We start from the raw sequence: 21090 nt of genomic DNA, 5'->3' as shown, positions 1-21090 counted from the left end.
CTGTGTACAACTACAACGAATAAAGTGTAACCCATGTCTCCGGTCTATAGTGTTACCGATGTGCCAGAACATACACCCTGCGTTCCATACAAATGCGACATAATCTACATTATCGGAAGTAACCTGTTATGTCTACTTTGTCGATCTTTCTCCCCTCGACTCCGTATTTTACACTTTTTAACGATCAAGTTCAACAAGATTTCACTTGGATGGACTTGATCGTTAAAAATCGAACTTCCTATAAGTGGAAGACTCTTTCTTGAATTCTTCTCAAATCTCAAAACGTCTTCGGTAAAACGAGATAACGCAATCTCGGAAAATGAACGTGAACCAGTCCCGTTTTGGGAGACTCGTTTGCGAGGACGATTCTCTCGTCATCCAGATGGATCAATTTGCCGAAAATTCTTTCGTGATCGTAATTCTCAGGATGAACGATGACTTCTTGTCCGGCCTTGAGGTCGTAAGGTTCAGGCAATACATTTGTGGAATGAATCGGAATCGGAGAACTCGCGGCCGCGGTTTTTAGGGCGTCCTCCGCGCTCAGCAAAGTGGATTCTCCGGCGCCGAAGGTTTTCATTCTTGCAAACCATTCGTGCAAATTTTCATGTCCCGGAACGAGCGGCTTGAATTTGCGAATCGTATTTAAGAACCAGAAAATCTGATAGATCGCGAAGTCGCCCCGAGCCGGAATTTCTCCTCCAAAAAACTGTTTCTTGGCCAAGGACATCGCGAATTCGGGAAGAATTTTGGAAAGACTCAGATGAAGATACGGAACCAATTTTTCCATATTCTCCCTCGTCAATTTTTCCTGAGGCTGCATCGCCGCACGGTCGTCTACGAGTTCCTGAGGAAGTTTCTGCGCATACGAGCCCATCACAAACTTAGCGACTTTTAAGAATATGTCCGTGTCCACCAATTCCGCGAAAAGATTGGCGGAAGCCGCATCCGCATTTTCGATCGAGATCGGAGGTTCGGGAAGAATCCGATTGAGTTCTTCGATGATCAATCTTGAATCGCAATAGATATCGGATCCGATTTGCAATACGGGCGCTCTTCTGTATCCACCGGTCAAAATCGTCTGATCCGGCTTGGGCAAGGTCACCGGAGTTACTACGGACGTCCAAGTCGCCTTCTTATACCCTAAAAAAAGCCGCACCCTTTCCGAATAAGGGGACGCAGGATAATGGTGAAGAATGATTTCTTTTTTTGTTGTCATTCTTCTGAGAATGAAACCGAGCTTTGATTCAGACAAATCAAATTCTCATTCAAAGAGAATTTAACGTTGAAAAGGCGGACGAAGAATTTTTATTTTTCTCTTTTTGTAAGAACTTCCTGATCGAATGAGAGCGCCTATTTTATCTTTTAGGAACGATCTCGATCGGCGGGACTTGTTCGAAACGTTTTATGGAAATTGCATCCGAATCTTACGCGCCGGCGACGGAGCCTTTGTTATTTGGTTCCGCGATCTGAACAGAGCCCGTTTTTCGCCTTGATCTGATTGGTTCGCAAAGGATTGTTGCGGTCTGCAATGGACATAGAATTTAGGAACGATCCGATCTATTGTTTGAAAAGAATCCTTTTATTCGAATTCTTAAAAGCGAAGAAATTTTTTTAGAGTTGAAGCGATTCGATTTGTATTCTATGATACAAGTTGGTCTTAGAAAAGACCGGAAGTTTATCGGTGAAAATTGTGTTTTGAAAAGATAAATTTTACGGAATCGAAATTCCGTGAGAGAAGTTTTCTGATTTGGAATTCATTTGTTCGGGATTCTAAGAGGCCGTCCTTCTTAAGAATCCTGCTTGACCCCGACCGTAAGAAGTTTATACATTCCGCATGTTTCTTCTAGCACAAACTCGTCCCGTTTTAGTCTGGCCTGAATTCTCCTGGATTCCGGTCGTCAACGGAACCATCTTTGTCGTGCTTCTGGTACTTGCGGGATATTGGCTCGAAAAAAGGTTTCGCCGCTCCAACGAGCTTCGGTCGATGTATCGCGCGAGAATTCTCAAAAAACTTCCGCTTACCTACCTCAACGGAAGAGACGTTATACACATCCATACGTTTTTGGATCAAGCGAACGTTTCCGATCTAAGAAGAATGGTGGAATCTCCTTCCTGGTTTCAGGAAGTTTTCCTTCCGGAACTTGCGATCTATCTCGCACATCTGGGAGAACTTCCTGCTTGGAGAGACGTTCTGATTTTTAAGAGGCTGCAGCACCTCGTTCACGATTTGGGCCCTCATCCAAAAAAAATCATTCCGGTCGTATTCTTAACGGATGGTGAAGAAGCGTTCCCCGGTTTTTTATTCTCCGCTCCGATCGTTCCCGAGTCGGTGCAGAAGTCGTTTCACGCCAAGGTCTTTACAAAAAAACTCTATCATTCGTTTCCGATCGGAATCGGGGAAAAAATTCACGTTCTCTTTTCGGGAGAAGACAAGGATTGGATGCGCTTTGACGCGACGATTCTCAATTTTAAAGGAAACGATATCGGAATTCAAATTCTTACGCCGCCCGAAAAAGACGCCGAAAAGACGAGAGCCTGGGGCGGGGTTCACATGGCGGGTGCCGCCGGTCAAGACGACCAACCTCTTCCCGACGAATTCAGAGATAGTCTTCACCAGATTCTAAGATATTCAGGAATGAGCGCTTCTGCGACCGCCGACATTCAAAAAAGAGTGAACGCTTTCAAGGAACATCCGGGCCTTGTCCGAAAAGATCATAAGCCGGAAGACATTCAGACGTTTTTACAACTCTACGCTTCCTGTTATGCGAAGTATCGTTCGGACATTTCTCCGATTCCAAAGCCGGTGATCTTGTTTCTTCATTTTTTCTTTTTGGATGAGAATCTGCTTTCACCCTCGAGAATCGTTCAGCTCTACTCGACGTTGGAAAAGTTGAGAAGTCGTTCGGAAGAACCGTATCCGTCTAACCACAATATTGCGATCTATCTTTTACCGGAATGGTTGGGTTTGATTCTTTCCGGAAAAAAAACTCCTTCCCGAAATCATCTCGCTCAATCTTACGAACAAGTCAAAGCGTCTCTCGTTCGTAAGACCGGCAAAGACGACTCCGCAAACCAAAGCGGGATCGAGGACCTCCTACATCTTCTCGATTGGGAGTTGAGCAATCTTTTATACAACGGTCTTATCGGAGTTTCCTCCAACCCGAACCTCGCGTATCCGATTCTTTCCGAAGATCAGATGTACGGAGAAACGGATGCGTTTTTGATGACTCCTGAAAAACTAAGAGCGGTCGTCGATCACGTTCACAAGATAGACAAACATCTTTTTCACAGACAGATCACGTTCGAACCGGAGCAGACTCCGGGAAAACCGGAACTTGCGATGAAGGAGATTTTTCCGGATTGTATCATTCTGCCCGTATTCGGAAACAGAGGAGTTCTTTGGCAGGAAGTGACTTCCGGTTTGAGTTCGAGAGGAAGACTTGTGTTTCCCCAGATTCTCAACGAGAATATGACCTTGGCGATCACGAGAACCTTGGGAGAATTCCGCTGGGAAATAGAAAGGACCGTCCGCGGAAGAAAGTGGAAGGATTCCTCTCCTCCTTCGTTGACTTCCGAATATTATCTTTATCTGGAGAATTATCGTAAGTCGCCGGCGCTCACACCGGACGCGAAGAAGGGAATCGACCAGCAATTGATGAAATACAAAAAGAATCTAAAGGACATCTTCGGTTCCGATTATTCTTATTGGATTCTCTTTGAATCTTCCGGTAAGCTCAGGCTCAACCGTGTTTGCAGAGACATTTTGAACCGTTATGTGCCGTTTGCTCCCGAGATCAGAACCGGTCTTAGGAAAGATCCGATTCTTAAGGAATCGATGGATTCCTTCGAAGCCAGAAAACGAAGACTCGTGTCCGGGATCAAAAAAAGATACAACCCTTACTTCCAAGCAGGAAACGTTCCCGTGGAAGTCCAGGAAACGATTCAATTGTTCGAAGAAATGTAAGAATATTATAATAATCTTTCGAACGGCGAGGTTCTGAAATCTTTAGTTACGAAAAATTTGGATTGGCATGCGGGACAGGCGTAATTACCGGAGTTCTGGATTTTCAAAAGATGAAAGCAACTCGGACAGTTGACTAATACCGTGGATTCTTCCTGAAAACCTTGGTCTTTCGGATCGTCTTCGGAGATTAAATGCGACTTGGCGGATTCCCTGTCTTGAAAAACCGGAATGGAGACGTTCCCTTCCGAAGAAAGGTCGATTCCCTCTTGCACCGTGCAGATTGCAAATTTGGAATCCGGAAATCGTTCCGGAAGTCGGTTTAAAATGGACGCTCCTTCGAGAGTCGCGGAGTTCAAACCGGCAGCGTCCAAGAGGATTCTTCTCGGGGCTTCGGAAAGTTCTTCCAATTTGGAGAATAGAGATTCTCCCAGTTTAAAATCCAAATCCCCTTGGAGGTTGATGATGATTTCTTTCAAAGTGTACCGATCTAAAACCGATTTATTCTTCTAATGGAGTGGGGCAAGAAAAGAATTTCTGCAACACATTTTTAGGATCGGTCAAAAATCGGCGTTCGCCATTTCAAAAAGATTGGACTTTTAGGAAGAAGCGGATTTTATTTCCTACATGCTCGGTCAATGGAATCGGAGAATGTGGATTTTCCCTTTGGATCTTTTGTTCATGGGAATTTCTTTCTTTTTGGCGCATTGGATCCGCTTCGAATCCTTTGTCTTTTTGGTTCCTCCCGAAAGATTTTTAACCTCTCTCATAATCGTGATTTTTGTACGCGCGGGAGTTTTTATTCTTTCGGATATTTACAGATCGATTTGGGCTTACGCTTCGATTCACGATTTGGTTGAGATCATCAAGGTGACTCTACTCTCTTCCTTGATTTCGACTACCGCACTTCTTTTTTACAATCGTTTCGAGCAGCTTTCAAGAATGGTTCCGGTTTTGGATACGTTGCTCCTCCTCTGCTTTTTGTGTATCCGCAGTTTTTCCTGGAGAGTCTTCCGAGATCAGTACATTCTTAAAAAATCCAAGGAAGAAGGACTTCCCACATTGATCCTCGGGGCCGGAAAAGTCGGCGCCACTCTTCTTTCCGAAATACGAAGACACAACGAACTCAAACTCAACCCGATCGGATTTTTGGACGATAACGCCCAAAAGATCGGAGCTCATATCCAAGGTGTTCCGATTCTCGCAAAGATCGATCAAGCCGAGGAGATGATCAGTCAGTTCGGGGTCAAACAGGTCATCATCGCAATTTCCAACCCGGACGGAAAGTTGATCAGCCGTTTGATTCGTTCTTTTGAAAACTCGGACGTGAAGTTCAAAATTCTTCCTTCTCTGGGTTCCTTGTTTTTTGATTCTCCCAAATTGAATCAACTTCGGGAAGTTCAAGTCGAAGACCTTTTGGGCCGTCCGGTCGTGGATCTCGAAATAGAGTCCATCCGTTCTTATTTAAAAGGAAAATCCATTCTTGTCACAGGAGCCGGCGGCTCGATCGGAAGCGAACTTTGCAGACAAGTCGCGGTGTTCGAACCTTCCCGAATTCTTCTTTTGGATTCCGCAGAAACTCCGTTATACGAAATCGAATACGAACTCAAGAAAAAATTACAAGGTCAGAACATCGAACTCGTTCCGATCGTGGCGGACATCAAAAATCTTTCCAGAGTGAGTTCCATCTTTGAAAGACATTCTCCCCAAGTCGTCTTTCACTCGGCCGCTTACAAACACGTTCCTATGATGGAAGTCAATCCGACCGAAGCCGTCATGAACAATATTTTGGGAACAAAAAACATCGCCGACATTTCCCGTCTCTCCGGCGTGGAACGTTTTGTTTTGATTTCGACGGACAAAGCGGTCAATCCGGTGAACATTATGGGAGCTTCCAAACGCGCTGCGGAATTGTATCTTCAACATATCTCACGCGAGACAAGAACCAAGTTCATCACGGTTCGATTCGGAAACGTCCTCGGTTCCAACGGTTCGGTGATTCCCCGTTTCAGAGAACAGATCGCAAACGGAGGACCGGTGACCGTTACGCATCCCGACGTCATCCGTTATTTCATGACGATTCCGGAAGCTACTCAACTCGTACTCCAAGCGGGAAGTATGGGAGAATGCGGAGAAATTTTTATCTTAGAAATGGGCGAACCCGTGAAAATTCTCAACCTTGCGGAAGAGATGATTCGTCTCTGCGGACTCAGACCGCACGTCGACATTCCGATCCAATTCACCGGACTCAGACCCGGAGAAAAACTTTTCGAGGAACTTCTTCTCGATCTGGAAGGAATCAAAAAGACGCATCATCCGAAAATCAAAATCGCTTCCCCTCTGGAAAATCAAGAGCCGACCACCTTTGTCGCCAGATTCAACGAACTTCTCAACGCGGGAAGAGCCAATAAGGACAAGGAAATTTTTCTCGCCTTTAAGGCCCTAGTTCCGGAATACAAAATTCACGGCGACTACTTGCACGAAGCGAACGTGGATAACTCGGACCGCAATCTTAAGAATGGATAAGGGAAATCTAATAGAAGAAATTCTGAATCTCAGAAAGTTCAAACGTCAATTGTTCGATCTCTACTGGGACGGATTCGGCACTTTCTTTTTGCACGCCCTTCCCCATCCTAAACTCGTCATCGGCAAACGGGGATTAGTCGGAGACGAAAAAGAATCCGGGATTGTCCTCGTCTTTAGTCCCAAAGGGGGCGTTCGAAACCTCGATCTTCAGGAAGAATGGATCTATGCTGAACTTCAATTCGGATACGTTTGGGAGGAAGTATTCATTCCTTGGGATTGTGTCCTCCGTTATTTTGATAAAACACAGACGACGATTACGAATATGAAAGTTTTCACCGCGGAATTCGAAGATGTCAAACAAACTTCCCGGGGCGAGAAGACGGTTTTAACAGAGAAAAAAGAGGGTGATACGAAGGACGACAAGTCCAACGTAATTCAAGTGGACTTTGGGAGTAAATCGAAACAATGAGCCAGAATAAATTCAAATGGTTTGTACTTGGGGACTTGGACGGATTTTTCGGTCTGATGATCGACAATCTGATTCAGATTCTTGTTCTTTCTTTTTTGCTGACCACGCTCTGTGGTGTGCCGGGTGACTTCGTCTACAAGGTCATTCTTCCTGGAACGGCAATTTCTCTTTTGCTCGGAAATCTTTTCTATTCTTGGCAGGCGCACCGTCTCGCCCAGAAGGAAAATAGAAACGACGTAACCGCCCTTCCTTACGGAATCAACACTGTTTCCCTGTTTGCGTTCGTTTTCTTTATTATACTTCCCGTATATAAGAAAACCGGCGATTACAAAATCGCTTGGCAGGTGGGACTTGTAGCGAGTCTTCTTTCCGGTCTGATCGAAATGTTCGGTTCGTTCGTTGCGGAGAAGATTCGGAAGGTGACTCCGAGAGCCGCTCTTCTTTCCTCTCTCGCGGGAATCGCGATCACGTTTATTTCGATGGACTTTTTGGTTCGAACGTTTCAGAATCCCCTGATCGCGTTTCTGCCTTTCGGAATCATTCTTCTTCAATATTTCGCAAGAGTCGTATTTCCGTTTCGTCTTCCCGGCGGACTTGTTTCCGTGGTGTTAGGAACCATTCTTGCCTGGTCACAAGGAGTCTGGGGGAATCCGATGATGGACGGAGCGCTTCTGAAAGCGTCCACGAGTCAGATCGGATTCTACTTGCCTGTGTTATCGATCGCAGATTTATTTTCAGCGTTTCAACTCGCGGACATTCGGGAGTATCTCGCCGTGATCATTCCTATGGGAATCTTTAACGTGATAGGTTCATTGCAAAACATAGAATCCGCGGAAGCGTCCGGAGATTCTTTTAACACAAGAGATTCTCTTTTGGCGAACGGAGTCGGAACGGTAGTGGGTTCCTTTTTCGGATCTCCGTTTCCCACTACGATCTATATCGGGCATCCCGGCTGGAAAGCTCTCGGTGCAAGAGCGGGTTATTCCACACTCAATGGAATTTTTATGACGTTAGTCGCTCTTTTCGGGCTTCTCGCGTTTATCCAGGCGTTGATTCCCGTGGAAGCGGGAATGGCGATCGTTCTCTGGATCGGAATCGTGATCGGCTCGCAGGCGTTCGAAGCGACTCCGAGCAGACACGCGCCTGCGGTCGTGATCGGAATTCTTCCCGCCCTCGCCGGTTGGGGAGTTCTATTGGTTCAATCCACCTTCAACTATGCGGACCGATCGATCGGCGCAATTTTAGAAAATGCGGGCGTAAAAGAAAGCGCGCATCTTTGGATGTCCGATGTTCCTCTGGGGCTTCCCTTTCTTCCCTATCCTCTCGGCGGACTTCTGAGTCTTTCTCAAGGATTTCTAATCTCTTCAATGATCTGGGCTTCCATCGCGGTATTTGTGATCGATCGAGACTTTAAGAAGGCGCTGATCACTTGTTTGATCGGGTCGGTTCTTGCGGCTACCGGTTTTATTCACGGATTCTCTCTGAGAGGAAACGACATTCTCAGTCAGTTCGAGCCCGGGTTTAATTCTTTCGTGACCGCGTATGTATTGCTCGGGTTCTTATTTCTTCTCGCTTCTTTCTTTAGGAAGGAACCGAGAAAGGTATAAAAAAGATTCTCCTGGTCTTGCTTGCGTTTCAAAATCGCATCGCAGGAAAATCGGACGCTAAGAAGAATTTTGCGGGAATTGCGTCTAACGATAGTTAACTCTTGGAATTGCGGGTAAGAAGAATTTTCCGATTCGCAGAAACGAATCGGAACTCTTTTTCGGAAGAAGTCGTTTCGGATTTTTTTGATAAAAAGAAAAAATCCTGCTTCCGGAATATTCTCCAAATGGATCGAAAGTCCTTTTGAAACGGTCTAAATAGCGAGATCGCGGAATGCCCTCTGCGCATTTCCGTTTATGAGTAAATGAGATGCAAAGAATTCCGAATCGAGTTTGGAACGTAAGAATCGGACGAAAGCCCGATCGACTGAACCTGCATCCCGTGTAAAAATAGAAATCGCTCTTAGACTTACTTGTTAGTATATAGAAAGAAGATGAATAGGAGAAACCAAAATGTGGTTTAAACGAATTGGGTTGTTTTTGCTGACCAATATCTTGGTTGTGGTTACGATTTCGATCGTAACAAGCGTGCTCGGGATTGGACCGTATCTCAACGCAAACGGACTTAATTACGGATCCTTGATGGTGTTTGCCCTTCTCTGGGGTATGGGCGGATCGTTTATTTCCCTCCTCCTCTCGAAGTTTATGGCGAAGACCATGATGGGAGTTCAAGTGATCAACCGTCAGTCCGCAACCGGAGTGGAAAGAGAATTGTATTCCAAAGTGGAAAGACTCGCGAGAGCCGCGAACATTCCGATGCCGGAAGTCGGGATTTATCATTCTCCCGAAGTCAACGCGTTTGCGACCGGGCCTTCGAGATCCAGTTCTTTGGTGGCGGTTTCGAGCGGCCTTCTGCAAGTGATGGACAGTTCCGAAGTGGAAGGAGTTCTCGCTCACGAACTCGCTCACGTTGCTAACGGAGACATGGTAACCATGACTCTTGTGCAGGGAGTAGTTAACGCTTTTGTAATATTCTTCTCAAGGGTCGTAAGTTACGCGTTGAGCACTCTCGTAAAGGACGAAGACGCGCAATACACGGTACGTCTGGTCGCGAACATAGTGTTGAGCATTCTGTTCAGCATTCTCGGATCGATCGTGGTCGCGTATTTTTCGAGAACAAGAGAATACCGGGCGGACGCGGGCGGAGCGAAAATTGCAGGACGTCAGAATATGGTGGCCGCTCTTGAAAAATTGAAACGTACTTTCGAAGCTCCAGAAGATCCAAGAGGAGGAGAAGCTCTTGCGACGATGAAAATTTCGGGACACAGCAAGTGGTTTGCCCTCTTTTCCACTCACCCGCCTTTGGAAGCGAGAATCGCAGCTCTGAAAAATTCCGGATATTGATTCCGGCATTTTTTAAAGTTCAAAATTAAGCCCGGTTTTGCCGGGCTTTTCTTTCTTGGGAAGAAAAAAGAATTGTTTGAAATGTCTCCGATTTTTTGAATAGAACCCGTAAATTAAAAATCCTGGGACGTAAAACCTAGATGTCTATTGTTAAATCCAAAATCAGAACCATACCTGACTATCCAAAACCTGGAATCTTGTTTCGCGATATTACTTCTCTTCTTCTTGATCCGGAAGGACTCGCCTTAACGATCGGAACCTTTGTCAACAGATACCAAGGTAAGGGAATCACAAAAGTCGCCGGTATCGAAGCAAGAGGTTTTCTCACCGGAGCCCCCGTTGCGTTCCAACTCGGAGTCGGTTTTATCCCCATTCGTAAAAAAGGAAAACTCCCCTCCGAAACCGTATCCGAAGAATACGATCTGGAATACGGAAAAGATATCATTGAAATTCATAGGGATGCGATTCAACCCGGGGACAAAATTCTCGTGATGGACGATTTGATCGCAACCGGAGGAACGATGGTGGCTGCGGTGAAGCTGCTTCGGAAACTCGGAGCCGAAGTCTACGAAGCCGGTGTAATCATCGATCTTCCCGATTTGGGCGGCGGCAAAAAACTCAAAGAAGAATTGCAAGTTCCCGTGTTTGCCATTTGCGAGTTCGAAGGACATTAGAAAATTCTAAAATTTGAATATTCTTTTTGGAGGGCCCATTGACGGCTAATCTATCCGGTTTTTTAAGAATTGGGGTCAAGAGAAGTCGCCAGCTTCTTTTTGTTTCGGCGATTTTGTTTTTTCAGACGAAAACAAACGCGGTCGAGGGTCCTCTTCCTTTTGACGAACTCCGCAAAGGAGTGGTTCAAATTCGAGTCTATTCCCAATCGGTAAATCCGTTTTCACCTTGGACCACAGATCCGGTCCGTGCGAGTTCAGGAACCGGTTTTTTGATCGGGAATAAAAGAATCATCACGAACGCGCACGTAATCTCGAACGCTAAGTTCGTTCAAGTGCAGAGATACAATCAAACCGAGTGGTATGGAGTGAAAATTCTTCATATCGCGCATGACTGCGATTTGGCGGTTCTCGAAGCGGAAAGTCCCGAATTCTACAAGGATTCGAGGGATCTCCAGCTCGGAGAAATTCCCGAACTCAATTCTCCATTGATCGTGGTCGGTTATCCGATCGGCGGAAACAAGGTTTCCGTAACTAGGGGAATCGTTTCCAGAAAGGATCAATCGGTTTATTCCCATTCCGCCGTGGACAGCCATCTGGTGTTACAGGTGGACGCTGCGATCAATCCCGGAAATTCGGGAGGGCCTGCAATTCAAGACGACAAGGTCGTAGGAATCGCGTTTCAAGTCGCGACCAAGGGTGAGAATATAGGATATCTCATCCCAACCAACGTTATACGCCATTTCCTCACCGACATAGAAGACGGAAAATACGACGGTTATGTGGAGCTCGGCGTCCGGACTCTCAATTCGTTTAACGTTTCTTTACGAAAGGCAAAAGGAATTCCGGATTCTTTGGAAGGAGTTTTTGTTTCCAAGGTTTTGAAAAACGGATCCGCCGAGAAATATTTGAAAGAAGGAGACTTCCTTGTCGAGATCGACGGAAATCCGATCGGTAAAAACGGAACCGTGATGCAGGATCGGGACGCGCGAGTCGACTTCGTGGAGATCGTGGACAACAAACACGCCGGAGACAAGATCACTTTCAAACTCTATCGTAACGGAAAAGAAATAACCGTTTCTTTTCCAGCTATCCGTATGCCTGACTTCGATTTTATGCGGAATCAATACGATAAACCTTACGACTTCGCGATGATCGGCGGCCTTCTTTTCCAAGAAATGTCTCGCGATCTGATTACGAGTTGGAGCCGGGGCGGAAACACTTCCGGGGGGAGTCAGCTCTTATACCGGTTTTTTTATTTTATCGAAGACGGACTCAATCGGACCAAAAAGACGGATGTGGTTCTTTACAGAAAATTATCGCACCCGGTAAATTCTTCTTCCGATTACTTCGTCAATTTGGTTTTGGAATCCGTGAACGGAGTTCCCGTGACCCAGCTCGACGATCTCAAAAAAATCTTGAGCGAATCGAAGGAGAAATATCTTCGACTGAAGTTTTTGGACGTTCAAGTTCCGTTGATTCTCAATCGAGAGGAAGCCGAGAAAGCGGACGAGAAAATCCGTAAAACCTACGGTTTGGAATAAGAATATGAAAAACAGAATGTTTAAGTTCGCGGTTTTAAGCGGAATTTTTTTCTTTGCGATCGCAATGTTCGGCGAGAGTTCCTTTCGGAAGACCGAAGATTCGATCCTGGTTAAGAAGAATCGTTCCACCGCCAGGGAAATTTCCAAAAAAGAAAATTCAACTCCGATGACTCCTCCTCTTTCCAAAGGGAATCCGGAAGAATATCAGAAAAGCATCATACAGATTAAGGTAACTTTCCAAGAACCGGAATACCATCAGCCTTGGAAGAAAAAAAGTCCGCGTGTGAGAAGAGGCGTGGGTTTGGTAACGGAAGGGAATCGGATTCTAATCCCTTACACCTTGTTGCCCGATGCAACTCTGATCGAGGTCAAAAAATATTCTTCCTATTCCGAAATCAAGGCCGTTGTGTTTCGAAAAGATCCTGAATCCAATCTGGCGCTTTTGAGAGTGGAGAAGAAAAACTTTTTCGAAGATCTGGCCCCTCTTCCGCTTTCACCGATCGTCGTTTTCCCGAAACAAGCGAACATCTATCAATTGGACAATTCTGGTTCGATTCAATCGACGGCGGCGACCCTTTTGAGTATGGACATGGACCAGATGCCTCTTGGTCAAATCGAACTTCCGGTCGTCGATATCAGCTCGAGCGAGGGTTTGAACGGTTTCGGCGAAATCGCGATCGAATCCGGAAGAGTTGTGGGACTTCTGTTTGATTTTACATCCGGAAAAAATTCGGGAAGGATCATCCCCTCTTTTATCATTCAAAAATTCTTAAATACTCCGGGAGTCGATCTTTTCGCGCATAAAGGCTTTCGCTTTCGTCCGATCACGGACACCACCGTGAAAAAATACTACGGCATGGAAGAATCCGATTCCGGAATTTTGGTCGCAGACGTCATCCCTGGTTCTTCCGCGAGCGGAGTTCTTAAACTCGAGGACATCATTCTCGAATTCGGCGGAAAAAAAGTCGATTCCAAGGGCTACATCGAACATCCGTTATACGGGAAACAAGTTCTCTCCTTTCTGGCGCACGCGGGTGATTCGTTCGGCTTTTCCTTAGGAAAGGAAATCCCGATTCTTATCTTAAGAGATAAAAAAAAGATTTCCCTGAACATGAAACTCAAACCCTTTCCTCACGACGCGGTCAGAATTCCTTTCAAAAATACTCCGGCGACAAACGACTTCGCGGTGGAAGGCGGTTTCGTTTTTCTTGAACTTTCCGAAGCCTTGCTGGAAGAATGGGGAAAAGATTGGAGATCCAGGGTCGACCGAAAACTTCTTTATCTTTTCGACTACGCGAAGTTTCACGAAAAGGAAGGGGACGTCGGGAAGATCGTTCTTCTTTCTCAGGTTCTTCCGGACGAATCGAACAATGGTTTTCACGATCTCAGTTTTAAGATTGTGGAGAAGTTGGACGGTAAAGACGTGAAGTCGGTCAACGAGTTAAAACGGAATCTCAAGGATGGGAAAGGAGATTTCGCTTTGATTTCTCTGGATGACGGAACCGAGATCGCTCTGGAAAGAAGTAAACTGAAAGAGATCAACGACCGGATCTACAAAAGTTATAAAATCAGAATGCCCGAAAATTGAAAAGATGGCCGATCCATCCGAAGATCTTTTGTTTGTGTGAGCTCCTACAAAACGGAACGAACTTCAAAACGAAAGTTTTTCTGTGCGAGAAAATAAATTCAGCCGTAATTTTCTCCGAAATGGACTTTCAGTCCGTTTTCAAATCTTTTTCGATCAAAACATCCTTTGTTGGAACAACTTTTTTCATCCTAAGAAAACGTTTTACATCCGGAGCTCAAAGTAGAATTGAAAAAAATTCGTGATTTAAGAATTTATTTCCAAATTTCGTAGTTTAGAGTTCTGGAAATAAAAGCCAGCTTAAACAAAAATAAGAATAGAATACTGCCCGTGATCGCCCAATAGACTCGATCGCGAATCGAATCGTCTTCCAGTTTCCAAAAAATTAAGAACGCGACGGAAACCGTGAACATTCTCGACACATTTTCGTAGGAAGACCAGTAGAGAACATAACCGGCGCTAAAGACGGAAAACAAAACAAGTAAAAAGGAAAGACGATTGGCGATCGCCTTTTTCCAATCCCCGCTCGAAAGTACAAAAAGTCCGGAGAGAAACAAAAGAAAAAGAGGGATCCGAGAAAACTTTTTTCCGAACAAGGTAAGTCCGGTCTCGAAGTCCGGGGCTTGTAAGAATGAAAAAAGGGAAGGATCGTCGATTTCTTTCCAATATCCGATAAAGCCGTCTAACGGCGCAAAAAAATCCGTAAACCGAGTCGGCGTCCATTCAGGAATTTGAATTCTTAAAAAGAATCCCCACAAAATCGGAAGTAAAAGTGTGGAAAGGATCCAAAGTGAAGTTTTCCATTTTTTATCCAGCAAAGACTGAAGGCCTAAGGGAAAAAGTAGGAATAAAGCCTGCTCTTTTATGAGGATCGCGAACGCGCCGGCCAAAGAAAACAGGATCCATCTCTCTTTTTTGAAAAGCCAATACACGAATACGAGAAGGCTTGTCAACGTCGCATCGCTCACCAAGAGCGCATAACTTCCCAAAAAAAACGGGGAAAATAAATACAAACTGGAATCGATCCGATTCTTTTCTCCGCAGAGACCTCTTAGTAAAAGCCAGGAAGACAGAATCAGAATCAAATTTACGAGAAACATTCCGGTAACGGTTCCCCAAGGACCGAACCAACCGAAGGGAGAAATCAGAAGAGGATAACCGATTCTAGGAGCGCGGATATTGGCTTCGAAACCCTTCGGCCAGTCGAGGTTGAATTCGCTTAACATTCTGGAATAGAAATAAAAGATTTGTCCGTCGTAGCCGGCGCCGAGATCTCCGGGTTGACTTTGAAATACGACGGCGCCTTTCGGAGTTTGTTCCGGATTTTGAACAACGAACTGCATTCCGAAATTGACCTGAGAACTTGGATTCCATTCGTATTTTTTCCAAATCAGAACCGAAGAGAGAAGATAAACGATTAGAAATAACGGAAGAACGAATTTAGGATTTTCAAAAAAAGACCGGATCCGGAAAAGAATCAAATTCCGATTTGTCGAGTTCACTACTTTTTCCGTTCGGAAGATTTGAGGAATTCTAAGACGACTCCCGCGTAAAGTTCGGAACTTTTATGAGCGGAGTTAAAAGTCAGATGATGCGGATCCAGAAAGAATTTTTTGTCAGGCATGGAATCTTTGAGATCGTAAAAACCGAAGTTTTCGTCTTTTTGGGTTTCGAAAAAACGGAGATAACCTCGATACCAATTTCCATTTTTATAATATTTGCTTTCGATCGGATTTTCGGGAGAATTGATTACGAGGAGTTTTTTCCCTTTCGTTTTGAACTTTGTGATCGCCTTTTGCAAAAACACAAATTCCGACCAGGTAAAAAATTCCGAAGCTCCGAGGATCTCTTTATTCTTCTGAACTTTTTTGAGGCGATTCAAGGCGCCTTCGTTTTCCGGATTGTAGTAGAGACGTCTTTCGTAGTCCTGCAGATATTCTTTGTCGGACATGTTCTCCACACGATCATCGTCCAAACCGTGGATTCTTTCGTAGGAAATTCCCGTTCTGATTTCTCTTCTGCAAAAATTTTGGGGAAGACGAATCCCGTAGATCGCAGGGATTCCGAAAATTCTTGCGTCCACTTCATTTGAGCTTGTGGAAGGTGAAACAGAAAATTGTAATGTTACCGAAGTCGGCTTATCCTCGAAGGAAAGAAGAAGAGGCTTCCATCCCGATTTCGGATAGGTTTGGTCCAAAAGAGGAATCAAATTCTTATCTTTTTGTCTTTGGATTTGAAGACGGATCCCCGGTTTTTGCGTGAAGATATCTTCCGAAAGTTTTCCGTCCTTGAGTTCGCATTCGATCGTAAAAGAAGGGCTTGTCCAGCCGCGAAGAAAAATCCCCTCCTTCGGAATTGAACCGGTGTAATAGTGATAGGAACGCATCGTTCTCGTATGATGTTCTATGTATTCCATCCAAGGGTCGTATAAAAAATTTCGATATCGGTTGAGTAGGATCCCGGTCTTTGCGAGTTGCGCAAAAAGATCTCCTTTGGAGTAACTTCGCCAATGATCTGCCAGAAATTCTCCGGGGAAAATGAAACGATTCTGATGACGGACTTTATAATCCTTGATTCTTGCGGCTTCGTCGAAACCCGCGGAATCAGATTCTTTTTTTTGAATATAATCTAATTGTAAATCGGCTGGATTGAGAACGTAAACCACGAGCTCCGGATTTTTGGAAAGAATGTCGTCCGAGTAATAATAAAAATCCGTAGGAGACATCGCGGGATGGGAATAGAATTCCGCGCGAAAGTTTGCGGATTCCGGATCGGAAACGTTGATCTTTTTCGCTATCTCATCTGGATAAGAAGAATACAACGCCACGCTGCTTCCGGCGATCAAAATCCCCTTTTCGTTCGGTTCAAAGCGGATGTTCCTTCTTTTGTGAAGAAAGTTGTACCAAGGGGAAGTATCCCACTCGAGTTCGTTTGGAAATTCGAAAAGTGCGATCGGAAAGATCGCTCTATCTAAAAAAATAAATCCTAAGAGAAGAAGAAGGGAGATCCAAAAAATTCTAAACTTTACTTGTGATTCGGAATTCATTTTACCTTGGAATTACAGTCGGAACAGGTTCCATAGAGAATGATCTCATGGGTGTCCACCGTAAATCCTTTGGGGCTTTTGTCGAGAGGAAACGGACAGATTTCAATGTCGAAGACCCGATCGCATTGTTTACAATGAAAGTGATGGTGATGGTGAAGATGGCTGGCTTCGAAACGGGAAGATTCTCCGGGGAGATGGATCTCGTTGATCGCCCCGGTTTCCATCAGATGATTGACCGCCCTGTAGACGGTTGCGATTCCGAGGTTGTCCAGATTCTTGCGGGAAAGGTCGAAAATTTCTTTGATCGAAAGGGGCCCTTTGGCGGCTTCGAGAACTTTAAGAATTTCCCCTTTTTGTTTTGTGTTTCTTAGGGCTGCTTTTCCTGCTTCTGCTTTCATCCAAAAAAATCCGACCGACTGATTCCTTCTCTTTCGACTTCTTTTTCAGCTGTAAGAATCAAAATGAAGAACAGAGGATTCTTTCCAGCGAGAAGCGTTCCTTAGGGTCAAAAAGGCAGTCTTCCTAATTCTCAAGTTCCCTCCTCTGGTCTGTCAACCTCATTTAAAAACGCCTGCGAGAAGATGGTTTTTCCGAAAAAGGGAGAATTTGTGTGAGTTCCTACATCTTTCGTTTTCAAAAGATCGCTTCTTTTTTGAAAATAAGTTTGATTCTCATTATCAAATAAAAAGAATTGTCACAGTATTGTCAGGAGATATGCAATGAACTTAGCTACATTACTTCGAGAAGGAACCTCCGAGGAGCACAGATCCGCCGAAAGTTCCGCCTTCATTCGTTGTTTTATGAAAGGAATTTTGGAAAGAGGAACGTATTCGAGACATCTCGAAGCCTTCTACTTTGTCTACGAAGCCTTAGAAAAAGAATTAGAACGTCATTCCAAGGGGCCGATTCTTGGATCGATTTATTTTCCGGAACTCAATCGACGAGACGCGATTCTAAAAGATCTTCAGTATTTCTTCGGAACTTGGAAACCGGAGGAGCACAAACCGACGCCCGCGACTCAGATTTACGTGGAAAGAATCGGAAAAATTTCCGCAACTCAGCCGAACCTACTGGTCGCCCATTCTTACGTGCGTTATTTGGGAGATCTTTCCGGAGGTCAGATCCTAAAAAAGGTGGCGGCTCGAGCCCTTGCGCTTCCGGAAGGGGAAGGAATTTCCTTTTACGAGTTCCCTGAGATTACCGACATCAACGGTTTTAAACAGAATTACAGAGCTGCGTTAGACGCTCTTCCTGTCGATGATTTAGAAAAACGGAATATTCTTTCCGAATCGAAACAAGTCTTCCTTTTGAATCAGGAAATATTTTCCGAATTGGAGAAGGATCTCATCGCCGCCATCGGTAAGGAAACCTATGACACCGTCCTCTCAAAAGGATAAAAAGAAAAGTTCGGCCTTTTTTCTACCGGGAGCGATCTTTTTGGCGATGCTTCCTGTAACGATGATCGTACCCGTATTTAAGGAAATCGTAAAGGATAGATTTCAATCAGGCAACGGAGAGGTTGCCTGGTTTTTGAGCGTAGCTATGCTCGGATCTTTTTTCTTTTCTCCGATCGCCGGGTTTGTTTCGGATCGTTTAGGAACTAGAAAAAAAATCATCGTTCTTTTTTGTTTTTTGGACGCGCTTCTTTTGAGTCTTCTCCCTTACGCGGAAAGTCTTCCCGTTCTTTTGGGTCTTCGTTTTTTGGAAGGAGGAGCTCACGTTTTTGTGATCGGTTTGCTCTTGGCTTCCGTAGCCGATTTCGAACACGGAGAATCGGACTTGCGTCAAAAGGGAGGTGCATTGATGGGCGTTTCCGGAATGCTTCTTTCTCTCGGAGGAGCGGTCGGGATCTCTCTCGGATTTTTAGGAAAAGAAAATCCTTATCTTCCTTTTTACGCAGGCTCCGCGATACTTTTGTTTCTCGCGTTCGTCGTATTTCGTTTTGTTCCGGAAGCGAAAACCTTAGCTCCGAAAAAAAATTCTTCTTGGAAAGAATCCGGAATCGTTTTTCTTTCTCATCCGCTTCTTTTGTTTCCGATGGCGTTTCAATTCTTAGATCGATTTACATCCGGTTATTTTATGAGTTCTCTCAATCTCCGTCTTCGCGAAGAATTTTTACTCAATCCTTCGGAAACAGGACGTTTACTTTCTCTCGTCTTTCTTCCGATGGCGCTTTTATCCTATCCCGCAATTCGTCTTTCTAAAAGGACGGGAAAGTATTTTCCGGTCGCCCTCGGTTCCTTGATCTACGGGTTTGCTCTGATGCTTTCCGGAACATTTCATTCCATCGGGTGGATCACAGCTTCACTCCTTTTTTGCGGACTGGGAGCGGGACTTATGTTTGCCACTTCCTTGCGTCTGGCCTCTTCTCTTTGTAATCCGGAAAACAATGGAATTGTAATGTCCGCTCTGACCGGAATCGGTTCTCTCGGTTTTTTTCTCGGTCCGATTTCTTCCGTAGGTTTGGATAAAATTGCTGATTCTGTTTTTCTATTTAGAAGTTCTTCGTTGACGGCGATCGTTTTCGGTTTGGCTCAAATTCTTCTCGTGGTCGCGAGTATTCCATTCTATCGTTACTTAAATAAAAAAGAATATTAAAAAATACTAAACTAACAAATTCATGTTCTTCGATGCGGCGACCGCGGGAGAAGTCCCGGATTCCTGCGAGTCGGAATCCGATTTTCGGCGCTTTTTTTCGGGAAAATGGAGAATCAGACTCCGGATTGAAACAAATGCTTTGCGATCGACCGAAAAACGCATACCTAAGGGAAACATTCAACCAAAACAAGATTGCAAAGAATTCCGTCGTTCTTGTCCTTTGAAGAAATATAATCAAAATCAAATATGACTCTCCGATCCCTTTTCTTGACGGAGCTTTGACTTGGAAAGTTCTCGATTCTTCTTTTTTGAAAAGACAAGAAAAAGGGGGCATTGCGTTCGCAAGGTTTCAGGCCGTTTGTAATCGTCTTCCCTTGCGTTCAAGATATAGGGAGACACAATTCTTTTGTATTGTCCTAAAGGGCGGTTCAAGGATGTCTGCGCAAAACCGGCATCGGGGAACAATCTTGGGAAGATTTTCAAACGGAATTCGTTTGAAAATGTAAAAAAATCTCGAATCAAAATTGGGGAAGATAAAATTACATTTTATAGTTAGAATATTCGAAAGTTATAAATTATCCTGTAAGGGAGGGAATCTATTCCTCTCTTCTTGATATTTTGAAATCTGAGTAGGTTCTTATCAAATCGCGGGAAGCTATCGAGTTCGAAAGATTCTTAAAACTGCGCCGAAAAGCCGCCGTAGTAAAATCTAGGTCTGGTCGGGTTGTAAGCGAGTTCGTATTCGTTGAGAAGATTGTCCACGCCTACAAATAAGGCGAAGTGTTTTTCAAAAAATTTCTGTTCCATTCTTATATTGATGATCGTAAAAGGTTTTCCGTATGTGACCGGAGGGTTTTCGTTCAACTTAACTTCCGTGGGAATATAATCCTGTCCGGCCGCGGAAAGACTGCTCGTCGAACTGTAAAACGGTCTTTTATCCAGATGTTTTCCACGAAGGTTGAATTGAAAACCGCCGGGAGAGTTGTAGATAAAGTTTGCGGAGATTTGATGAAGCGCTCTTCCTTCGAGAGGCCGATCCGTGGTAAGGTCTCTCGTATCGGTTTGATTGTAGCCGAGTTCCAGGGTGTAGTGTTTTAGAAAACGATATTGTACTCCGAGTTCCCCTCCTCGCGTATAAGCCTTCGCGATATTCTGCAGTTGAAACTGGGAGAATTCTCTTCCTTGATTTGAGTCGAATTTATATTGAATCAGATTGATGACGTCGTTTCGATACAAGCTCAAAGAAAAGGTGAGAAAAGAAAACGGGTTGTATTCTAGATCGGAATTCACTGTGATCGATTTTTCCGGTTTCAGATTCGGATTTCCGTCGACCACGTAACCTACCGCGGGATTTTCAAAACGAAGATACAATTCCTGAAAACTCGGGGGACGAAATCCTCTTCCATAACTTGCTCTCCAGACTAGGTTTTGAAGGATGTCATAACGTGCCGCGAGTTTTGGAGTGGTCTGATTTCCGAATTGAGAATCGTCGTCGTAGCGAACTCCCGGAATAATTCGGATTCTGGGTGAACGTGAAATAGTCCATTCATCCTGGAAGAACGCGGCCCTTCTTGTGCGATATACGAAACGATTTTGCAGACGATCGGATTCCAATTCGTTCGCAAAGGATTCTACGCCCGCGGTGATAAAATGTCTTTCGGCCGCTTCCCAGTCGAAGGCGGTCTTCGATCGCAACAACAAGACCCACGACTTTCTCGCGACCGGGGCGTTGGAATACGCCT

The 21090-nt window shown here is 44.7% G+C and carries 16 protein-coding genes; 10 read left to right on the top strand and 6 right to left on the bottom strand.

Annotated features, from left to right (window positions below; genetic code table 11):
* Positions 1 to 277: 277 nt before the first annotated feature.
* Entirely contained in the window at positions 278 to 1216 is a 939-nt protein-coding gene (locus CH376_RS20010) for a glutathione S-transferase family protein (RefSeq protein ID WP_100786477.1), read from the bottom strand.
* A 618-nt stretch (positions 1217 to 1834) separates the two neighbouring features.
* Between CH376_RS20010 and CH376_RS20005 the strand changes: the two genes are divergently transcribed.
* A complete protein-coding gene (locus CH376_RS20005) occupies positions 1835 to 3964 on the top strand; it encodes a hypothetical protein (protein WP_100786478.1) in 2130 nt (709 codons plus the stop codon).
* A gap of 5 nt (positions 3965 to 3969) precedes the next feature.
* Here the strand turns inward: CH376_RS20005 and CH376_RS20000 are convergent, their stop codons facing one another.
* Entirely contained in the window at positions 3970 to 4440 is a 471-nt protein-coding gene (locus CH376_RS20000) for a hypothetical protein (RefSeq protein WP_100786479.1), read from the bottom strand.
* A 148-nt stretch (positions 4441 to 4588) separates the two neighbouring features.
* Here CH376_RS20000 and CH376_RS19995 point away from each other — a divergent pair, with 148 nt between their 5' ends.
* The 7 genes from CH376_RS19995 (at position 4589) to CH376_RS19960 (ending at position 13707) form a co-directional block, all read left to right on the top strand.
* On the top strand, positions 4589 to 6487 hold the full coding sequence (locus CH376_RS19995) for a polysaccharide biosynthesis protein (RefSeq protein ID WP_100786480.1): 1899 nt from the start codon (positions 4589 to 4591) through the stop codon (positions 6485 to 6487).
* Complete coding sequence (locus CH376_RS19990) at positions 6480 to 6956, top strand: ClpXP protease specificity-enhancing factor SspB (protein ID WP_100786481.1); 477 nt, start codon at positions 6480 to 6482, stop codon at positions 6954 to 6956. The genes CH376_RS19995 and CH376_RS19990 overlap by 8 nt, the downstream gene beginning before the upstream one ends.
* Positions 6953 to 8563 (top strand): permease, encoded by a 1611-nt coding sequence (locus CH376_RS19985; protein ID WP_100786482.1) that lies wholly within the window; start codon positions 6953 to 6955, stop codon positions 8561 to 8563. Before CH376_RS19990 ends, CH376_RS19985 begins: the two co-directional genes overlap by 4 nt.
* Positions 8564 to 9013: 450 nt before the next feature.
* Complete coding sequence (gene htpX, locus CH376_RS19975; RefSeq protein ID WP_100786484.1) at positions 9014 to 9904, top strand: protease HtpX; 891 nt, start codon at positions 9014 to 9016, stop codon at positions 9902 to 9904.
* 140 nt (positions 9905 to 10044) lie between these two features.
* A complete protein-coding gene (locus CH376_RS19970) occupies positions 10045 to 10578 on the top strand; it encodes an adenine phosphoribosyltransferase (protein WP_100786485.1) in 534 nt (177 codons plus the stop codon).
* Between the two features lie 110 nt (positions 10579 to 10688).
* A complete protein-coding gene (locus CH376_RS19965) occupies positions 10689 to 12119 on the top strand; it encodes a S1C family serine protease (RefSeq protein WP_420843569.1) in 1431 nt (476 codons plus the stop codon).
* A 64-nt stretch (positions 12120 to 12183) separates the two neighbouring features.
* Positions 12184 to 13707 (top strand): PDZ domain-containing protein, encoded by a 1524-nt coding sequence (locus tag CH376_RS19960; RefSeq protein WP_338063563.1) that lies wholly within the window; start codon positions 12184 to 12186, stop codon positions 13705 to 13707.
* Between the two features lie 251 nt (positions 13708 to 13958).
* On the opposite strand, the gene CH376_RS19950 is transcribed toward CH376_RS19960, so the two are convergent.
* Genes CH376_RS19950 through CH376_RS19940 form a run of 3 tightly spaced genes read right to left on the bottom strand, consistent with a single transcriptional unit; the run spans position 13959 to position 17148 of the window.
* Positions 13959 to 15185 (bottom strand): AZOBR_p60025 family cell surface glycopolymer formation protein, encoded by a 1227-nt coding sequence (locus CH376_RS19950; protein WP_100786611.1) that lies wholly within the window; start codon positions 15183 to 15185, stop codon positions 13959 to 13961.
* Between the two features lie 20 nt (positions 15186 to 15205).
* On the bottom strand, positions 15206 to 16750 hold the full coding sequence (locus tag CH376_RS19945; RefSeq protein WP_100786488.1) for a hypothetical protein: 1545 nt from the start codon (positions 16748 to 16750) through the stop codon (positions 15206 to 15208).
* Positions 16747 to 17148, bottom strand: coding sequence for a Fur family transcriptional regulator (locus CH376_RS19940; protein WP_100786489.1), 402 nt, complete (start codon positions 17146 to 17148; stop codon positions 16747 to 16749). Before CH376_RS19940 ends, CH376_RS19945 begins: the two co-directional genes overlap by 4 nt.
* Positions 17149 to 17469: 321 nt before the next feature.
* On the opposite strand from CH376_RS19940, the gene CH376_RS19935 reads away from it, so the two are divergent.
* On the top strand, positions 17470 to 18147 hold the full coding sequence (locus CH376_RS19935; protein WP_100786490.1) for a biliverdin-producing heme oxygenase: 678 nt from the start codon (positions 17470 to 17472) through the stop codon (positions 18145 to 18147).
* Positions 18122 to 19348, top strand: coding sequence for an MFS transporter (locus CH376_RS19930; protein WP_100786491.1), 1227 nt, complete (start codon positions 18122 to 18124; stop codon positions 19346 to 19348). The genes CH376_RS19935 and CH376_RS19930 overlap by 26 nt, the downstream gene beginning before the upstream one ends.
* Positions 19349 to 20023: 675 nt before the next feature.
* On the opposite strand, the gene CH376_RS19915 is transcribed toward CH376_RS19930, so the two are convergent.
* A partial coding sequence (locus CH376_RS19915) for a TonB-dependent receptor plug domain-containing protein (protein WP_243398293.1) occupies positions 20024 to 21090 on the bottom strand: 1067 nt, incomplete at its 5' end.

Origin of the sequence: Leptospira adleri (assembly GCF_002811985.1) — a bacterium.
Taxonomy (GTDB): domain Bacteria; phylum Spirochaetota; class Leptospiria; order Leptospirales; family Leptospiraceae; genus Leptospira; species Leptospira adleri.
This window is presented reverse-complemented; position numbering and strand designations above follow the sequence as displayed.

Excerpts from the sequence above, each read along its gene's own strand:
- CH376_RS20010 (WP_100786477.1), bottom strand. The coding sequence starts at position 1,216 with ATGACAACAAAAAAAGAAATCATTCTTCACCATTATCCTGCGTCCCCT.
- CH376_RS20005 (WP_100786478.1), top strand. The coding sequence starts at position 1,835 with ATGTTTCTTCTAGCACAAACTCGTCCCGTTTTAGTCTGGCCTGAATTC.
- CH376_RS19995 (WP_100786480.1), top strand. The coding sequence starts at position 4,589 with ATGCTCGGTCAATGGAATCGGAGAATGTGGATTTTCCCTTTGGATCTT.
- CH376_RS19990 (WP_100786481.1), top strand. The coding sequence starts at position 6,480 with ATGGATAAGGGAAATCTAATAGAAGAAATTCTGAATCTCAGAAAGTTC.
- CH376_RS19985 (WP_100786482.1), top strand. The coding sequence starts at position 6,953 with ATGAGCCAGAATAAATTCAAATGGTTTGTACTTGGGGACTTGGACGGA.
- htpX (WP_100786484.1), top strand. The coding sequence starts at position 9,014 with ATGTGGTTTAAACGAATTGGGTTGTTTTTGCTGACCAATATCTTGGTT.
- CH376_RS19970 (WP_100786485.1), top strand. The coding sequence starts at position 10,045 with ATGTCTATTGTTAAATCCAAAATCAGAACCATACCTGACTATCCAAAA.
- CH376_RS19960 (WP_338063563.1), top strand. The coding sequence starts at position 12,184 with ATGTTCGGCGAGAGTTCCTTTCGGAAGACCGAAGATTCGATCCTGGTT.
- CH376_RS19945 (WP_100786488.1), bottom strand. The coding sequence starts at position 16,750 with ATGAATTCCGAATCACAAGTAAAGTTTAGAATTTTTTGGATCTCCCTT.
- CH376_RS19940 (WP_100786489.1), bottom strand. The coding sequence starts at position 17,148 with ATGAAAGCAGAAGCAGGAAAAGCAGCCCTAAGAAACACAAAACAAAAA.
- CH376_RS19935 (WP_100786490.1), top strand. The coding sequence starts at position 17,470 with ATGAACTTAGCTACATTACTTCGAGAAGGAACCTCCGAGGAGCACAGA.
- CH376_RS19930 (WP_100786491.1), top strand. The coding sequence starts at position 18,122 with ATGACACCGTCCTCTCAAAAGGATAAAAAGAAAAGTTCGGCCTTTTTT.